The sequence below is a fragment of the Porphyromonas crevioricanis genome (assembly GCF_900476255.1).
Classification (GTDB): domain Bacteria; phylum Bacteroidota; class Bacteroidia; order Bacteroidales; family Porphyromonadaceae; genus Porphyromonas; species Porphyromonas crevioricanis.
Map to the genome: position 1 here is coordinate 439,171 of NZ_LS483447.1, position 17,130 is coordinate 456,300.

Genomic DNA, 17,130 nt, shown 5'->3' on the forward strand with positions numbered 1-17,130 from the left:
GGTCGTGTTAAGATCAATAATCGACTTCCTTAGATCCCCTTGGCGCAAACGCAGCTCAAGGGGATCTCTTGTTGCTCTCCCCTCTGTTTTGGGCTTTGATCCTGCCAACTGGGATTTGTATTCATTGGCTTTCAGGCACAGCTCTTGTAGCCTTACAGCCCTTGATGGCACGCAGATCAACAATGAACGATTGGAATTCCTCGGCGACTCCGTCTTGGCCACAGCTATCAGTCATTTCCTCTACTGCAAATACCCTCAATGGCAGGAAGGAGAGCTGAGCCAACGCAGAGGAATGCTTGTCAAAAGGGCTGTGAACAACAAGATTGCTCAGGAAATGGGACTTGGGCAGATGATCAACGCCAAGATGAGTATCAACAAAATGAGTCAGGATACTCTCGGGAACGCTTTGGAAGCCCTTATTGGAGCCATATTCCTCGACAAAGGGTATCAACAAGCAGAGACATTTGTCCATGAGAAATTCCTGCACGCATTTTACGAACTGGAAGGAGAACTGGAAGACGAAACAACAAACTACAAAAGCCAACTTTTGGAATGGGTACAGAAACACCACCTCTCCTTGGAATATAAGATGCTCCGAGAGCCGGGACGATCCAGGGGAGAGTTTGTCTGTGCCGTTGTTGTAAACGGCTTGCGTGTAGGTGTAGGATACGGACACAATAAAAAAGAGGCCCATCAGGATGCCTCTCACAATGCTCTGAAAGAGCTGACCAAAGCACAACAGACAATAGAACAATAGTTTTCTCTCCCTGCATCTCTCTAATAATCTCCCTCTTCCTTGTCTGGCATGGTTGAGGGATTTCTTTTAAGAATATCATAAAATCCACAGCAGCCTTTCCATAATAACTCTCGAATATGGCTATCCTTTCATAGGACTATTGCATTGTAAAAAGTATCGAGCATAGAGTTGTCGGTTGATACAAACGGCAATTCTTTTATGGGGCTATTACAATGTAAAAAGGGCTGTGTCAAATAGAAATTTTGACACAGCCCTTTCCCCATAAGAATACTCTAATACTGCGTGAGTTCGATATAGAGAGACCTTTTATGTTATTCAAAATCGTGAAGTCCCTCAAAATAATCCCGACTTTTTTCCCTCTTGACAAAAAATGTGGGCTTCTATCGTTGGTACCCAACCCTGTCACTCGCAAGTCATCTTTTTCAGAAATGGAACAACTCTCATTTTAACACCAGTCCGATTTGTTCTTACATCGAACTCACGTTAATACTAATCTCCTAAAGAGAAAAGATCGATTTATCAGTCGTAGAAACTCTTATCGAAGGCTGTAAACTCCGATTTCCTCTGAATGTTTTTGCTCCACCATGCTCTCAAAAGACCTGTGCCATAACCGATCAACTGCACAAATGCAGCCGGTACAGAAAGACAGGCAACACTCAGAGAGTGGTTCTTGAGCAGGGAGTCTACAAAGATCATCAAGACATAAAGCAACAATGGGAGCAAAACCCAAGGGAAGAAGAAACTCAAGATCAGCAACACAATAAGCCCAATCGAAAATAAAGATGGGAGAAGGTGCACCAAGCGCATCGACCCCGAATGACGAGCCTCTATATGTATACGTGCCATTCCCGAGTTGAACACCTGCTTGAAAAACTTCTTGAAATCAACCCTCCGTTTGTGATAAACGGAGGCCTCATCGAAAAGGCAAACCTTGTATCCCTGCTCGAACAAACGGAGACTAAAGTCAATGTCTTCGCCAAAGCGCATATCCTCAGAAAAACCATTTAGCTTGGTAAATACCGAGCGTCTGCAGCCAAGATTGAAACTACGAGGGTAGAAGCGATCCAGCTTTTTCTTTCCCCCTCGTATCCCTCCGGTAGTGAAAAAGCTTGTCATGGAGTAGTTGATTGCCTTCTGTATATCGGAGAAGTCTTCGGCAGCTGTATCCGGCCCTCCGAAAGCATCGGCTCCCGTACGCAGTATGGCAGCTCTCACAGAACGAATATAGCCCGAGGGCAAAACGACATCGGAGTCCAAAATAATTATGTAGGCTCCACCAGCCGCTTTCACTCCGATATTCCGGGCCTTGGAAGGCCCCCCATTGGGGGTTACCAAATAACGTATAGACAGCAAATCCTCATAGCTCTGTACCTCCGCTTTACAGGGGAGTGTAGAGCCATCTTCCACAATGATGACTTCGAAATCCGAATCTGTCTGGGAAGTGAGACTCTGCAAAAGGTCGGCTATCTCTTGCGGACGGTTGTAAACCGGTATAACAAGCGATAGTCTCGGAGCTATCTGAGTCGTATTTAGAGTGTCCACTCTGTACCTTCTTTGGTGTCTTTGATTGTAAAGCCTATCTGTGTCAGTATATCCCGAATCTTGTCGCTCGTAGGCCAGTCTTTGCGCATTTTAGCTTCGGCTCGGATATCGAGGAGCAAGTCCACCGCCTTGGCATAGGCTTCTGCCTTGCTGTCCTCAGCAGCGTGAAGACGATTATCCAATCCCAGTATGTCGAAAAGATAGGTACGGTAAGTCGTTCTCAGACTGTCGAGCTGCTCGGCCGTAATTGTGGCCTGCCCATTGTGTACGGAGTTAATAACACGAGAAGCATCGAATAAAGCAGCAATCACTTTTGGGCTGTTCAAGTCATCGTTCATAGCCTCTTCGCATTGCTTAGCCAAATCGGAGATCTCTACAGAGGACTCATCCGAAGGTTTCAATCCGTCGAGCAATGCTTCGGCTTCCCAGAGGCGAGCGAGAGCCTTTTCTGCAGCCTGGAGGGCTGAGTTGCTAAAGTCCACTGTACCTCGGTAATGTGCCCCAAGAATGAAGAATCTCACTGTCATGGGACTATAAGCCTGTTCCAAGGCCGGATGATCTCCGGTGAAGAACTGGTCGAGTGTGATAAAGTTACCGAGACTCTTCCCCATCTTCTGCCCATTGATAGTGATCATATTGTTGTGCATCCAATAGCGCACCATATCCTTACCTTGAGAGGCCACTGCCTGTGCAATTTCACACTCATGGTGAGGGAATACCAAGTCCATACCACCCCCGTGTATGTCGAATACCTCTCCCAAATACTTCTTGCCCATGGCCGTACACTCGCAATGCCAACCGGGGAAGCCTTCGCTCCAAGGGCTGGGCCAACGCATGATATGCTGTGGCTGAGCAGCTTTCCAAAGGGCAAAGTCGAGCGGTTGTCTCTTTTCGTCCTGCCCATCCAGACTACGTGTATTGCTAAGCATATCCTCTATGTTTCGGCCACTTAGTCGTCCGTAGTGGTGGTCGGCATTGTATTTCGCTACATCAAAGTACACAGAGCCTTTGCTCTCGTAAGCGTATCCTGCATCCAGAATACGTTGTACCAGATCTATCTGTTCGATGATATGCCCACTGGCCATCGGTTCTATACTCGGAGGGAGCACCCCGAGTTTATCCATTGTGCGGTGGTAGCGTGTGAGGTAATATTGTACGACCTCCATGGGCTCAAGCTGCTCCAGTCGTGCCTTCTTGGCTATCTTATCCTCTCCCTCGTCTGCATCATGCTCCAAATGACCCACATCGGTGATATTGCGCACATAGCGAACCTTATAACCTAAGTGCCGCAAATAACGAACCAGCACATCAAAAGTAATAGCCGGTCGTGCATGCCCCAAATGGGCATCCCCATAGACTGTAGGGCCACACACATAAAGCCCCACCAAGGACTCATGCAGTGGGATAAACTGCTCTTTCTTTCTACTGAGTGTATTGTATATATGCAGTGGATGTTCCATAATTTGAGGAGTTGAAGTTAGATATGTAAGTGTGATTGTTTGCTTCCGCTGGACCTATTCGCGAACCTGCTTGGCCGACTCTTTGTATTTGAAAAGGAGTTGGAACAAGATAGCTACCATCAGGGCATATCCGGCAAATATAAACCACACCGGCTGCCAATCCGTCCCCTCTGTTGGCCGGGTAAAGAGGTCCACCACCCAGCCGGAGGCAAAACCTCCGATGATAGCTCCTATACCGTTGGTCATGATCATAAACAGCCCCTGTGCCGAAGCTCTGATCTTAGGCGAGCAGACTCTTTCGACGAAGAGAGACCCTGAAATATTGAAAAAATCGAATGCCATTCCGTACACGATCATCGACAAGATAAGGAAAATAAAACCCGATCCAGGGTTCCCTATCCCGAAGAACCCAAAACGAAGTACCCAAGCTAACATGCTGATCAGCATCACGCGTTTGATGCCGAAGCGACCCAGTACGAAAGGAATAGCCAAGATGAAAAGAGTCTCGGAGATCTGCGACAAAGAAAGAAGTACATTAGGATGCTGCACAGCGAAACTATCTGCAAAGGAAGACTTGAAACTATCGAGGAAGGGGTTGCCGAAAGTATTGGTTACCTGCAGGGCAGCACCAAGCAGCACGGAGAAGATAAAGAAAATAGCCATCTGTTTTTCCTTAAACAGCACCAAAGCATCCAAACCCAAGGCCGAGATAAGGCTTTTCTTCTCTCCCGATCCTTTCCCTGCAAGCCCCAATGGAGGGCATTGAGGAAGAGTGAAACTATAGAGACCGAGTAAAACAGCCGAACCAGCTGCTATGTATAACTGCATGGGACTGCGCCCCGATCCACTCAAATCTACCAGCCACATAGCCAAGATGAAACCAACAGTACCCCAAACCCGGATGGGAGGAAATTCCTTGACAATATCCATTTGTTGCTTCTCCATAGCATTGTAAGCCACAGTATTAGTGAGTGCAATTGTGGGCATATAACACATTGAGACAAGCAGCATAAGAGGGTACATCAGGGTATAATCTTTGACCTGAGCTGTCGTAATCAGCAAACCGGCCCCCAGCAAATGCAAGATACCGAGTAAACGTTCTGCATTGATTCGTTTGTCGGCAATAATCCCAGCCAAACCAGGCATAAAAAGCGAAGCGATACCCATCGTACCATATATGGCTCCTACTTGCAATCCGGTAAAACCCAGACCACCAAGCTCTGCCGGCTTCATCATATAGCCACCAAGAGAGATCAACCATGCACCCCAAGTGAAGAACTGTAAGAAGTTCATCACGATGAGCCTCATTTTCAGAGAAAAGTTCGTTCTGTTGTTCATGTCAATAAAGCATAGACCATTCGGTCAAGTGTGTTGTACAATTAGATAAAGGATTTGATATTGAAAGAGAAGGAAGCAAACTTTAGATACAAGGCACAAACTCAAGTATCAATGACGATCCCATCAGAGCCACACTGTGCAACAACTTCATTTTTCGTTTGCGTAAAAAGCTATCCACCAATCCCATGCAAAAAGAGAGGAAAGACAAACCAGATATTCTATCTTAAAAATGCAGTGCAGCAAAAGCTCTTTGCTTCCGCCCCCTTATTCTTCTACAAATATTTCCTGATCAGTTGTAAGATGTTGTCAGGATACCAATCTTTCTTTCCTTACCGATGAGCAGCTTGGCGGCACTGGGGAATATGAAATTGTCCAGAGCTGTCGTTTCCTGATTGCGCTTGCCTGCTGTCTGTCGTCTGGTTGGGAGCAAAACAAAAGTGAGGTCTTTGTCTATCACTACCTGACCATCCACCTCTTTGGCATGCCGCTCCAAATGCTCACTCAGCAATCTGGCAATATTGCCGAACTGATAAGTTCGTGACACAATGCTATAGTCAGTGGAGAGATAGGCTGTCCGGGGTTGCTTTTGCTCTGTTTGATTGTTCGGAAAGAACGAAGCCACAGAGTCTTTAGGCAAAAGCAACAAGTAGGTAGGAGGATTAAGCAGAGTATTTTCAGAAGGGCGCTCCACATCCAAGCCGAATGCAGCCCTGTTCACGATACGCTTCTTGCCCTTGTCCAACAACACCTTTTGCAGGTCTTCCTTAGCAAGGGTGACTTCTGTTACCACTCCTGCCGGAGCCTTTACATAGGAGTATTCTCCCTGTCCATCGGCAATAAGCTGATCCGTGCCTTCGTAGGCGAAATGATTGACAAGTATTTGGCGTTTGGTATTAGAGAATGTCTCCACCTCAGTATCCCAACCAATAGAGTCTTTACCACTCTTATCCTTAAATGTTCTCTGGTAGGTGTAGTAGATATCCACATGGTTGTTATAGACACTCAATACCGAACCCGTGCCAGTGGTGGTAGTGACATACAACCCTCCCAATACTTCTCTGTAGAAACTCTCATCCGTATCAAACACATGGGGATTGGAGAGACTCAAATCGTAGAACTTCTGCCCCAACTGTTTCGGTAGAGGGATCTGCACTTGGTGCTGTCCCTTGGCATTTGCTGCTCGATAGGTTTTTGTTCCGAGCAAGTTACGCTCGTCTATCAAATGACTGAGATCAGAAGAATAGTGTCCCTCTGGCAGGGGCTTTTTTATCTCATAGACCGCAGCCTTGAGCCAGGCCAAAGAATCTCCTGCCCAAGAGCTGTAGGAGACAACCATCTTGATCGAATCTATCTTGTTGTCTTTGGGAGTGTGCGAAAACTTGAACCCCCTGGCACCCTGCAGCTGTGCGATAAAGTCGGCTTTCATGTGCCCATATTGAGGATCCTGCAAATCGCCCAGCAAAGTGTAGGTGGAGCGACTAAATATGGGGTCTGACAATACGGTACGTGTCTGTATTCGCACGGAATCGAGCCGTGCCGTCACCAGATCGGTCGATGGCCTTATGGAGTCTCCCACCTCGGAGAGAGAGTCGTTGCAGCTCGTTGTCAATAGACCTATGAGGGCCGTGCAGAGCATGGCCATTGCAAACTTTTTCATCAGTTGTGTGTCAGTACTTGATTGTAGAATAGGTTGTAAGCCTCTGTATCAATTTCCTGCTGGTAGCCCAATACGGGTTTGTCTGTCTGAGACAACAGAGTTTCCACCTCGGGGCTCAATTCGGCCGAGCCACGCACCAAACCATCGGCATAGGCAATGGCGAGCCTATCCAGAGCGACACTGTCTGTCTGCCCTCCCATCGAAGCAAGCAGCTCATCCGCGAGTTTGTCGAAGCGGAGCTTTTCAAACAACTCCGCAGGCATCTCTACCGGGCTGGGGTCATTGTACAGAGAGTACACGATCTTGGCCTTGGCAAAGCAAGGATCATCATGATAGACTTGTTTGAGGTAGATAAGGGCCAAAGCAGTGAATGCCCCATGGCAATGGATAACATCGGGGATCCAAAGTAATTTCTTGATAGTTTCGAATGCCCCTCTCACAAAAAAGATACTTCTCTCATCGTTATCCTTATGCTGTTTGCCATCAACGGCAAACTTGCTCTTACGCTTGAAGAAATCATCGTTGTCGATAAAATACACCTGCATTCGCGCCTGAGGAATACTGGCCACCTTGATTATTAGTGGGTGGTCTGTATCGTTTATAATCAAATTAAGACCAGATAGGCGAATCACTTCGTGCAACTGGTTTCTCCTCTCATTGACCAATCCGTAGCGAGGCATAAATATGCGCACCTCCTGCCCGGCTTCCTGAATCAACTGTGGTAAATAGCGCGAAACATGGGCCATTTCGCTCTCGCGCATATACGGCTCTATCTCTTGCGATATGTAGAGTATCTTCTTGTTATCCATAATGGTATCTACATTTGTGTTTTCTACAAAGGTACGAAAAAGCATATAACCGTCCCTGCCACAGGACAAATGGCTTTTTCTTGCTGCTCTTAACATCGGTCAAATGTTTTGCTCCCTCCCCTCATCGAAACTATTTCGAGACTACAACCTAGCCTCTTCCCTGCATGGACAACACGAGGAAAGAAGCAGAAGAAAAACCCTCTTGGTATTCAGAAACAGACGGTAAGGGTTTCATACAGAAAGCTTATATGGTCGGCTCTCTGTATCTTTGCAGCAATGACAAAGAACAAAAACTATGAAGTAATGGCGCCTGCCGGATCCTATGAATCCCTGATGGCAGCCATCAAAGCCGGTGCCAACTCCGTCTACTTCGGAGTAAAGGGGCTCAATATGCGCTCCGGATCGGCCTACAGCTTTACAGTGGAAGATTTGGGTAAGATCGCACAGATCTGCCGAGAGCATGCCGTAGCCTGTTACCTGACAGTCAATACTGTGATCTATGACAATGATATGCCCCTAATGCACAGCATTATCGATGCAGCAAAAGAAGCTCAAATCTCCGCTATTATTGCATCGGATGTGGCAGCAATGCAGTATGCCCGCAGTATAGGCGTGGAGGTACACCTCTCCACACAACTCAATGTTAGCAATGTAGAAGCCTTGCGTTTTTATGCCCAATATGCCGATGTCGTAGTGTTGGCCAGAGAATTAAATCTGGAGCAGGTAAAGTACATCCACGAAGCCATCCTCCGGGAGCCGATCTGTGGGCCCTCAGGCCAACCTATCCGCATCGAGATGTTCGCCCATGGAGCTCTCTGTATGGCCGTATCGGGCAAATGCTACTTAAGTCTGCATGAAACCAATCGCTCGGCCAACCGTGGCAGTTGTTCGCAAATATGCCGCCGATCCTATACTGTGCGGGACAACAGTAGTGACATCGAGTTGGAGGTAGAAAATCCCAACATCATGTCTCCCAAAGACCTCAAGACTATCCACTTCATCAACAAAATGATAGATGCCGGTGTGCAGGTATTCAAACTGGAGGGCCGAGCCAGAGGCCCCGAATATGTCTACACTGTGGTCAAAGCCTACCGGGAGGCTATTGATGCTGTAGTCAATGGGACTTATTCAGAAGATAAGATCGCAGTCTGGGACGAACAGCTGGCCACGGTATTCAACCGTGGTTTTTGGGATGGCTACTATCTGGGACGTCGCCTGGGAGAATGGACTCATCAGTATGGCTCATCGGCTACGAGGGTAAAAGTCGGCCTGGGTAAAGTGGTCAAATACTACTCCCGGCTGGGTGTAGCTGAAATACTCATGGAAAGTGGCGAACTCTCCGTAGGTGAAGAGATATTGATCAGCGGCCCTACGACCGGGGCTTTGATGCAAAAAGTGGAGGAGATACGCTACGAATTACAAAGCGTAGACAAAGCTCTCAAAGGCTGGCACATCTCTATCCCGGTAAAAGAGAAAGTGCGGCCGGGCGACCGGCTGTACAAAATGGTCGTAAAAGAGGAATCGGGAACAAAGTACTGATCCCCTTTGCAGAATCAAAGCAGCTCTGTATAGCTGCCAACAGATAATTTATTCATCAATAAAAATGAAAAAGAAAAAGTACATCTACAGCGTGCCAATGAAGGTGCGAGACTACGAATGCGACATCCAGGGAGTGGTAAACAACGCCAACTATCAACACTACATGGAACACGCTCGTCACGAATTTTGGGAAGCATTAGGATCTGGCTTTGCCGAAATGCATGACCAAGGGTTGGATGCTTTTGTGCGCAGTGTAAATATCACCTACAAAACAGCACTCAGACCGGGAGACAAATTCGATTCTTGCCTGAATTGTCGCAAAGACGGAGCCAAGCTGGTTTTCGATCAGGGTATTGTGCGTGAAGATGGTACCGTTTGCGCCGTAGGGGTTGTAGAAGCCGTAGCTGTACTTAATGGACAGATCACCCGAGGAGAACACTTTGATGCTCTGATGGATATTATTCACAATCAATTCCCCGAGGATGCAGAATAAGAGACCGTACAACTGTCTCGATAGAGGGTACACTCAAGTAAAATACTTAGAGTGTACCCTCTCTCTTTATCAGAACCCACACAAGGCTTCCGCCATTGCATAGGCAATGTAAAACATCATTGGCAGGTATCATACACATAGCTTTGCTCAAGTTGGTAAGTATACCATCCTCTCAAGAGAAGAATTCCACTTGCTTTTAATACATCGCTAAATGTATTCGGCAGTGAAAAGAGACAAACTGCATATATTCCTCCTGATACTGTGCTTTGCGACACAGCTTCATGCTCAAAAAAAAAATTAACCGTAGCAGTGTTTGACACACAGGGAAATAGGTTGTCATATCCAGAGATCATAATTGGTACTGGTTTTCATAAGATAGGAACAGAAAATGGGACTTTAGAGATGCCTCTCAAAACTCTCAAGTTGAAGGACTTACTGACGGTAAAATATCTCGGATACAAGACTACACAAATCCCATTAGATAGCGTTCTTCTGTCCAATGATCTGATCAATGTAAATCTGGAAGAAGACTCATATTTACTTGATTCTGTAGTGGTTCGACCAAGTGGTTTCTCCGCTGAGAAATATTTTCGGCAGAAAAAAAGAACCTACTTCTTCCCTATTATCGCAAATATTTCTTTCACTCGGAATTTGTCTTAAAGAACAATAGCGAAACGGATCGCTCTTATACCGGTCATGTATTGGGAACATCGTGTCGTACCACAATGGACATAGATAGCACAGCCTTAGCGATCTCGGGACAACTAATTTCTTCGTCCTACCATAGTGTCTCTTATCTGTTGGATACTGAGTTTGGCATTTACGAGCGAATCCCTAAAAACTACACCTGCCTTGTGACAAGAGCAGAGATATCCCTCTCCTGTACACCCAACATAAACCCAATCATCCAAAACAAGCACACGAAATCTCTAACCAGTTTTGTGAGGCTCTTTCGCTGTGTATTATTTTGTTTACTTATACAGTCTTTCTGTTATTATCCAACAGTGTTTTTTCGACCCAAATCGAGGGTTTTCCATTGGGCTTTTTGCTCGCTTTTTTGACGCTATGAGGAGTCAGTTTTTCCTAACACGGGAGAAAACAAAAATTCTCTCCTGAGGAAAAAATTATTCTCTCCTGTGTTAGCAAAATTTTTCACAGGAGAGAATTTGACCCCTCCAGAACTCCCTATTCATCGGTGTTCTGGAGGGTGAATAAAAGCCCATAAAAGGGAGGTGTATTTACTTGTCTCTACAGCCTCTTTTTCTTCCGTTTTTCTGGTTTTTACTGAGAGGAAAATTTTACAAAACATATCGGTTTGTCATCCGAAAACAAGCCTTCTTCCTAGGCTGCTGCATGGCCAATTTCTTGGGCCTTGTTCTCGACCTCCCAGACTTCGACCAAGGCAATTTGATAGCTGTGGCTGTCATCCTACTAAAAATATTTAGCCAGAACTCTATCCCTCTCTCCTTCTTCAGACAGCCTTTGAAATTCTACTCGATGACTTCGATTCGCAACTAAATCTTTTTTTACATTCGGATTTACATCTTTTGTATTCCATATCCAAAGAGATGAAATAAAAAATTAGTCTCAAATAAAACAGAGGAACGAGAAAAAATAAACACAAATGGAATATTCTTTCTACCTTTGCGCGCAAGGATTTAAGCACATCCTTAAATATATCCAACATATAAGTGTACTCGAAAAACTAACGAAAATGAAAACAGCTTGCTCAAAACCTCCGACAATAAGGAGGGTGTTTTTCTTTTTGTCTCTTTAAATCAAACGATGAATTTATTGGGGACGCTTGTTTCTTTAGGTATTTTTCGTCTTCCCTCTTTTCCAATTTACAACACTGCGTCCACATCATTTTGAATAAAAATGTGATGCCTTAGGTGTCACTATACATTTGGTTTTCCATTTCTCCATGGCACCTCTTTTACAAAAAGGGTTGCCCAATAAGTTTGTATATGAAAAGAAAACTAACATTACTACTACTCTCACTCAATGCTCTACTGGCAGGAGCTACTATCCACGGAGAATTTAGTTTATCTGAAAGCGACTCTATCTTATCCAAAGCGCGCGAACAGTATCCAAAATACGTTGCTTTCCTGCCCAGCAATAAGCTGGATTCTATTTTGGAGTACAAGGGGACAGATGTTACGCCCATTATTTTTCAGGTAAACAAAGTAGATCTGGAAGAAAATGAGCAGCTTAAAAACATCGTGTCGGTTATCAACAAGTTGCGGAAAGATGAACACTTCGGGATAGGATATATCTGGATTGCAGGTAGTGCATCTCCGGAAGGCCCAATAGATGGTAATAAACGGTTGGGAAAAAGTCGTGCAGAAGCACTTGCGGACTACCTGAAAAGGGAGACTCATTTGGAGGATGTCGATATACGAATAGAAAACATCTGGGAGGATTGGGCCTCTCTTTCTCTTCTCTTGTCGAAGCAGGATTTTCCCAATAAGGAGAAAGTGATCCAAATCATCGCAAATGAGGAAAAGTGGGACCAAAGAAAACTCAAGATCAAACGGATTGATAAAAGGAAAACTTGGAACCTACTTCTACATGAGATGTTTCCAAAATTACGCAATGCTCGTATGGTTATTGTGTGCTCTGTCAAGGAATCTCCAGTTCTCTCCGATACGTCCGTTAGTCTCTCTTTGGAAGAAATTGCCGTTGAAGCACCACCAATCTCCTCTCCTGATATTGAACTACCAACAATAACAACGATGGCCGAGGATCGCTTCTTTGCCCTAAAGACAAATGGTCTCTATTTGGGAGCCTTAATCGCCAACATAGGCTTTGAAGTAGAACTATGGCGTAAATGGAGCTTAGATGTCCCGGTTTGGTACTCACCCTACGACTACACTCCCACCCGCAAGATACGTCTTTTGGCCACTCAACCCGAACTGCGTTTCTGGCCGAAGAAAGCAGGGAAAGGACACTTTTTCGGTCTACACACACATATTGTGGGCTTCAATGTTGCGATCAACGATAACGGACGCTATCAAGATCCCAACCACGCACTGTGGGGCGCAGGATTCAGTTATGGATATACATTCCACTTGGACAAATCCCAAAAATGGAGTCTTGAATTCAATCTTGGAGCAGGCTTCGCCGAATACGACTATGATGTATATCGCAACTGGGCTAATGGCCCCAAATTCAATTCCGGTAGTGATTTTTATTGGGGCATAACAAGAGCCGGAATTTCTATTGCTTACAAGTTCTACAAGCCAAGAACAAAATAAGACAGCGCATTATGTACAAAGCACATCATAAAGTTATTGTCCTCTTATGGGTCTTTTTAGGCTTACTGGCCTCTTGTGACCGCACTATACACGAGTACCCTCATCCTAAAAAGTCACAAGTCATTATAGAACCACACATAGATCGCAATCCTCCTCTGTATTACAAAGAAGTGGTTTATAACGAAAAGTGGCAACGTTCCGAGAAAAACCTCGAGTCTCATCCCTCTTCTCCCTATACCCTCGCTGATGGATACTCTCTGCGACTTATCATTGATATTTACAGATGTAATCCCACGAGAATAACTCCCTCAATGCGACAAGAACAGTTAGTAGATCGCAGAGTGATAGAGCTCGACAAAGACACTATGCCTCCTCAGGACACTCTACACACCTACCTGAACGATGGGAACTACTGCATTTTGGCTTGGGCGGATTATGTACGCAAGGGAGATTTGACAGACATCTATTATTCAACCAATACCCTCCTAAACATCCACTCCAACATCCACAATTATCCACCTGATAGACATCTGAAGAGTGCCGCAGCCGGACGGCAGAGCTTTAATCTTAATATGAATTTGGGGCCCGAAGGCTATCCTATATTACCCAACTCCGGGGTACAGACCTCTCGTATTGTTCCGGTAATGTTGTCTCGGCCAATGGCTCGCTACAAGATTGTGGCTTCGGACTATAACACCTTTGTAAAAGAAGGTGGTAAGCTGCAGGGAGCCACAGTGAAGGTTCTCTATAAACAATATGTAAGTGTTGGATACGATGTGTCGATAAGAGAGCCCAACGAGTTTCTAAGCACTTATAGATTTGAAACTCCTGTATTGAACGAAAGTACTGGTCAAGAGGGAGAGACAGTCCTTGTGGGAGACTATCTCTTTACGAGCTTCGACAAAGAAGACAACATTATCGCAGACCTATGCTTTTTTGATGCCAATGGTAAAGAAATTAGTCGATGCTCCAATGTTGAAATTCCGTTGAAGCGTAATCAAGAGACAATCGTAAAAGGGCCTTTTTTAACAAAAAAGATTGACAATGGTGGCCAAGTAGCGATTGATGAAAATTTTGAGGGCGAACACATAGTAGAGATATAATCTTCATCCACTAACTATGAAACAAAGAATAATAACTGGCATAGCTCTTTTGAGCCTTCTATTCCTGGGTTCTTGTGAGTCCAAGCAAGATATAATGGAAGAGTTAGACAAGAATACACAAATCGTGGATGTAAATCTCTCAGTCAAGTCTCCAGAAGAAGAACTGCAACAAATGCGTTCGGCATTGTTGGGAGATTCAAGCAATAGTTCATTGGGAGGAATCATCAATGTCGATCTCAAAACTCAATATGACCTTCGCTACCAGATCGCTATTTATAAAATCAATACTGATGGTAGCGTCACACAGGTAATAGCACCCATCCTGAAAGTGGAGGATACTGCAAAGACTGTAAATTTCAACTTACGTCTAACACTCAACCATAGCTACAAAGCTGTGCTTTGGGTAGACTTTGTGCCACAAGGGAAAGAAGCCGACTATCACTATAATACACAGCATTTTCCCAATATATCTTTTTCTCAACCCAATAATAGGGAAATCCTCAATGATGAAAGCCGGGATGCTTACTACGCTGTACAAGAGTTTACGGTGGGTACTAAAGGGATAGTTGAACAAATAGTGTTAAAACGTCCCTTTGCTAAGCTGCGTATTGTAACAACCGATTGGAATTCTTCCACTCCGAATGTAGACAGAGTGGCTATCACCTATCATGGTTGCAAACGATTTACCGGTATCAATCTTCTTACGGAGGAAGGAGAAAGCATAGATCTTCCCGAAAATGCAGGAGAAACCTACAAAGGGTCTCTTAGCAAGACACAAAAAGAATATGCACAAGGATACGATCTCAGTGCCAACAACCGCACTTTAGCAATAGAGTACTTGATGATTCCTAATCAAGGACAAATCCCGATTCGTCTCACCTTTGAAAGCTTTGAAGGTGACACCTCCATTGCTAAACATATCCTGACAGGAAATATCCCTATCCAACGAAATTGGCTGACAACAATCACGGGAAATCTCCTCTCTAAAAACAAAAGAAAAGCCCTATATGAATACTCTCTCCAAGAAGTTTTCCCCAATGCTCTACAAGAGTAAGTAGAAATGCACATACGTACATGTCCTATATCTTACTATCTCCGAACAGCTTATTATTAACTCACACATAATTATATCAAGATGAAGAAAAAAGTAATCTATTTCATGTCGTTGTTACTTGCTCTGACCGCTTGCCAGTCAGAAGATATCCTTACAGTGGATAAGCAAGTACCTGATGGTAGTAGAGAGGCTAACGTAAACTTTACTCTCACTCTACCTGAAGATGTAGAACTCCAAGCCTCTCGCGCAGCCCTCTATGGAGAAAAAAGCAGCAGTGCTGCCGGAGGGCTTACAAACGTTAATCTTGCTACTGAGCATGACCTTCGCTATCAGTTGGCTATCTATCGTATAGACCCCTCCGGTAATATGATCGAGGCTGTTGCTCCCATTAAAAAAGTAGTAGATACCTACCAGCCCGTATCTTTTTCGTTACGCTTAACACCAAATCGTACTTACAAAGCAGTGGTATGGGCAGACTTCGTAGCACAAGGTACTGATACAGACCTGCATTACAACACATCCGATTTTAAGAACATTACTTATGCGGATGCAACAAAGACAGATATCCTGAATCAAGAAAGTCGTGATGCCTATTTTATAAGTCAGGAATTCACACTCAATACCGGTGAAATAACAGAAAACTTAGTGCTCAAACGTCCCTTTGCGAAAGTGCGTGTCGTAACGACTGACTGGGGGCTCTACGATTTGGAAAAGGCCGATCACTTCAAAGTCACCTACTACGGATGCAAGCGATTTACGGGTATGAATGCCATAACAGGAACTACCGTTTCAGAAGACCTTCCAACACCTGGTGCTGTATCTTATACGGGACATATCAATAAAGACACCAAAGAGTATGCCCTCAACTACGACCTTAGTGAGCACAACAGGACACTCACTGTAGACTACCTTATGACCGACCTTTCGGAGCAAACTCCCATCCATATGACTTTCGAAGCTTTGGACGGAAATAAACCCATTTCCAAACACGATCTTAAGACAAACATACCCATCCAGCGCAACTGGCTGACAACGATAATGGGTAATGTCCTAACAGCAGATGCTTCCTTCACAATCACCATTGATGAGAATTTTGTAAACAACTGGAATGTCTCGGAAAGATGGTGGAATCCCGCAACACTAAACCCAACAGCTCCTTCTTATGATGATGCAACCAAAACCTATACAATTCAGACTCGTGATGAATTTGCCTGGTTGCCCGACAATGTAGCTGCGATCAATGGCAAAACAGTTGTTTTGGCCAATGACATTGATATGAGTGGTGTAGAATGGAAACCTATTCATAATGCCAGCTTTAATTTCGATGGACAAGGGCACAAACTCAGGAACTTCTCTCTTAATGGCAAACACAGTACCCTATATGAATATAGTGCCCTTGGAGGTTTCATATCGTATAAAGTGATGGCATATACTGGCGTTTTCGGCATATTCAACGGACACATAAGCAACGTTACTTTTGAGAATATCACTATCAACGGTCGTGCCGATGATGCTGTGCACACCGATGAGCATGGCAATCCTATAAAGCATGACAACGAACCTGCCTATTTTGCTGGCTGTATCGCCTACACGGGTCGTGTGTGGGGTACTAACGACTCTTTCGTCAATGTACATGCCAAGCACGTAGACATCAAAGCTTCTATGTCCAAGGGATACACGCAAAACATCGGTGGTCTTTTCGGTTGGATTGGTCGAGGAAAGGTAGTTGTAGAGAACTGTTCCGTACAGGATATATACCTCGTTGCTAAAGGGAGCTTCTTTGATGGTGAAGTTGGTGGATTGATCGGAGAAATTCAAGGTGGTTATGATGTACAGGTACGCAACTGTACGTCAGACAAAGTAACCATCCGCAAAATAGGAGCCTCTCGCAGCAGAAATGCTTTCATTGGTAAAATAAAGTATGGAAGTGGAATCGTATTGGACAAAAACCCCGTTCCAACCAACTTTCAGTATATCAATCATAAAACAGGACTTCCTGCATTAGACTATACTCCTCAAAACGTCTACTATGGAACTGTCGAGCAAGACGAAAATAAAATTGTAATCAACAATCCTTGATTTAGCCACACAACCATATCGAGAGTTATATTCAGTACTATA

The 17,130-nt window shown here is 44.7% G+C and carries 12 protein-coding genes; 7 read left to right on the forward strand and 5 right to left on the reverse strand.

The annotated features are described in order from the left end of the window. Positions 1 to 4: 4 nt before the first annotated feature. Positions 5 to 757 (forward strand): ribonuclease III, encoded by a 753-nt coding sequence (gene rnc / locus DQN70_RS02060; RefSeq protein WP_023940648.1) that lies wholly within the window; start codon positions 5 to 7, stop codon positions 755 to 757. 519 nt (positions 758 to 1,276) lie between these two features. On the opposite strand, the gene DQN70_RS02065 is transcribed toward rnc, so the two are convergent. The 5 genes from DQN70_RS02065 to DQN70_RS02085 all read right to left on the reverse strand — a co-directional run bounded on the left by DQN70_RS02065 (position 1,277) and on the right by DQN70_RS02085 (position 7,563). After that, positions 1,277 to 2,299, reverse strand: coding sequence for a glycosyltransferase (locus tag DQN70_RS02065; RefSeq protein WP_023940645.1), 1,023 nt, complete (start codon positions 2,297 to 2,299; stop codon positions 1,277 to 1,279). Beyond that, complete coding sequence (cysS, locus tag DQN70_RS02070) at positions 2,287 to 3,759, reverse strand: cysteine--tRNA ligase (protein ID WP_023940643.1); 1,473 nt, start codon at positions 3,757 to 3,759, stop codon at positions 2,287 to 2,289. The genes DQN70_RS02065 and cysS overlap by 13 nt, the downstream gene beginning before the upstream one ends. A gap of 54 nt (positions 3,760 to 3,813) precedes the next feature. Then, a complete protein-coding gene (locus DQN70_RS02075) occupies positions 3,814 to 5,097 on the reverse strand; it encodes a nucleoside permease (RefSeq protein ID WP_036889910.1) in 1,284 nt (427 codons plus the stop codon). 289 nt (positions 5,098 to 5,386) lie between these two features. After that, on the reverse strand, positions 5,387 to 6,754 hold the full coding sequence (locus DQN70_RS02080) for a DUF4270 domain-containing protein (RefSeq protein ID WP_023940640.1): 1,368 nt from the start codon (positions 6,752 to 6,754) through the stop codon (positions 5,387 to 5,389). Beyond that, on the reverse strand, positions 6,754 to 7,563 hold the full coding sequence (locus DQN70_RS02085) for a glycogen/starch synthase (protein WP_036888287.1): 810 nt from the start codon (positions 7,561 to 7,563) through the stop codon (positions 6,754 to 6,756). Before DQN70_RS02085 ends, DQN70_RS02080 begins: the two co-directional genes overlap by 1 nt. Positions 7,564 to 7,839: 276 nt before the next feature. Between DQN70_RS02085 and DQN70_RS02090 the strand changes: the two genes are divergently transcribed. The 6 genes from DQN70_RS02090 (at position 7,840) to DQN70_RS02120 (ending at position 17,088) form a co-directional block, all read left to right on the forward strand. Continuing rightward, a complete protein-coding gene (locus DQN70_RS02090; protein ID WP_023940636.1) occupies positions 7,840 to 9,102 on the forward strand; it encodes a peptidase U32 family protein in 1,263 nt (420 codons plus the stop codon). Positions 9,103 to 9,166: 64 nt separating this feature from the next. Further along, positions 9,167 to 9,595 (forward strand): acyl-CoA thioesterase, encoded by a 429-nt coding sequence (locus DQN70_RS02095; RefSeq protein ID WP_023938124.1) that lies wholly within the window; start codon positions 9,167 to 9,169, stop codon positions 9,593 to 9,595. Between the two features lie 1,967 nt (positions 9,596 to 11,562). Beyond that, positions 11,563 to 12,852 carry a DUF3575 domain-containing protein gene (locus tag DQN70_RS02105; protein ID WP_023940627.1) on the forward strand — a complete coding sequence of 430 codons (1,290 nt, stop codon included), beginning with the start codon at positions 11,563 to 11,565 and terminating at the stop codon, positions 12,850 to 12,852. Positions 12,853 to 12,863: 11 nt separating this feature from the next. Beyond that, positions 12,864 to 13,955 carry a DUF6562 domain-containing protein gene (locus tag DQN70_RS02110; RefSeq protein WP_023940625.1) on the forward strand — a complete coding sequence of 364 codons (1,092 nt, stop codon included), beginning with the start codon at positions 12,864 to 12,866 and terminating at the stop codon, positions 13,953 to 13,955. 16 nt (positions 13,956 to 13,971) lie between these two features. Further along, positions 13,972 to 15,009: a DUF6562 domain-containing protein gene (locus DQN70_RS02115; RefSeq protein WP_036888089.1), complete on the forward strand. Its 1,038-nt coding sequence runs from the start codon at positions 13,972 to 13,974 to the stop codon at positions 15,007 to 15,009. 81 nt (positions 15,010 to 15,090) lie between these two features. Continuing rightward, positions 15,091 to 17,088, forward strand: a complete 1,998-nt coding sequence (locus DQN70_RS02120; protein WP_042225999.1) for a DUF6562 domain-containing protein — start codon at positions 15,091 to 15,093, stop codon at positions 17,086 to 17,088. Positions 17,089 to 17,130 lie beyond the last annotated feature (42 nt).

Bases quoted from the DNA above. Each gene is read 5' to 3' on its own strand.
- DQN70_RS02075 (WP_036889910.1), bottom strand. From the start codon at position 5,097: ATGAACAACAGAACGAACTTTTCTCTGAAAATGAGGCTCATCGTGATG.
- cysS (WP_023940643.1), bottom strand. From the start codon at position 3,759: ATGGAACATCCACTGCATATATACAATACACTCAGTAGAAAGAAAGAG.
- DQN70_RS02085 (WP_036888287.1), bottom strand. From the start codon at position 7,563: ATGGATAACAAGAAGATACTCTACATATCGCAAGAGATAGAGCCGTAT.
- DQN70_RS02115 (WP_036888089.1), top strand. From the start codon at position 13,972: ATGAAACAAAGAATAATAACTGGCATAGCTCTTTTGAGCCTTCTATTC.
- DQN70_RS02105 (WP_023940627.1), top strand. From the start codon at position 11,563: ATGAAAAGAAAACTAACATTACTACTACTCTCACTCAATGCTCTACTG.
- DQN70_RS02120 (WP_042225999.1), top strand. From the start codon at position 15,091: ATGAAGAAAAAAGTAATCTATTTCATGTCGTTGTTACTTGCTCTGACC.
- DQN70_RS02080 (WP_023940640.1), bottom strand. From the start codon at position 6,754: ATGAAAAAGTTTGCAATGGCCATGCTCTGCACGGCCCTCATAGGTCTA.
- DQN70_RS02090 (WP_023940636.1), top strand. From the start codon at position 7,840: ATGACAAAGAACAAAAACTATGAAGTAATGGCGCCTGCCGGATCCTAT.
- DQN70_RS02110 (WP_023940625.1), top strand. From the start codon at position 12,864: ATGTACAAAGCACATCATAAAGTTATTGTCCTCTTATGGGTCTTTTTA.
- DQN70_RS02095 (WP_023938124.1), top strand. From the start codon at position 9,167: ATGAAAAAGAAAAAGTACATCTACAGCGTGCCAATGAAGGTGCGAGAC.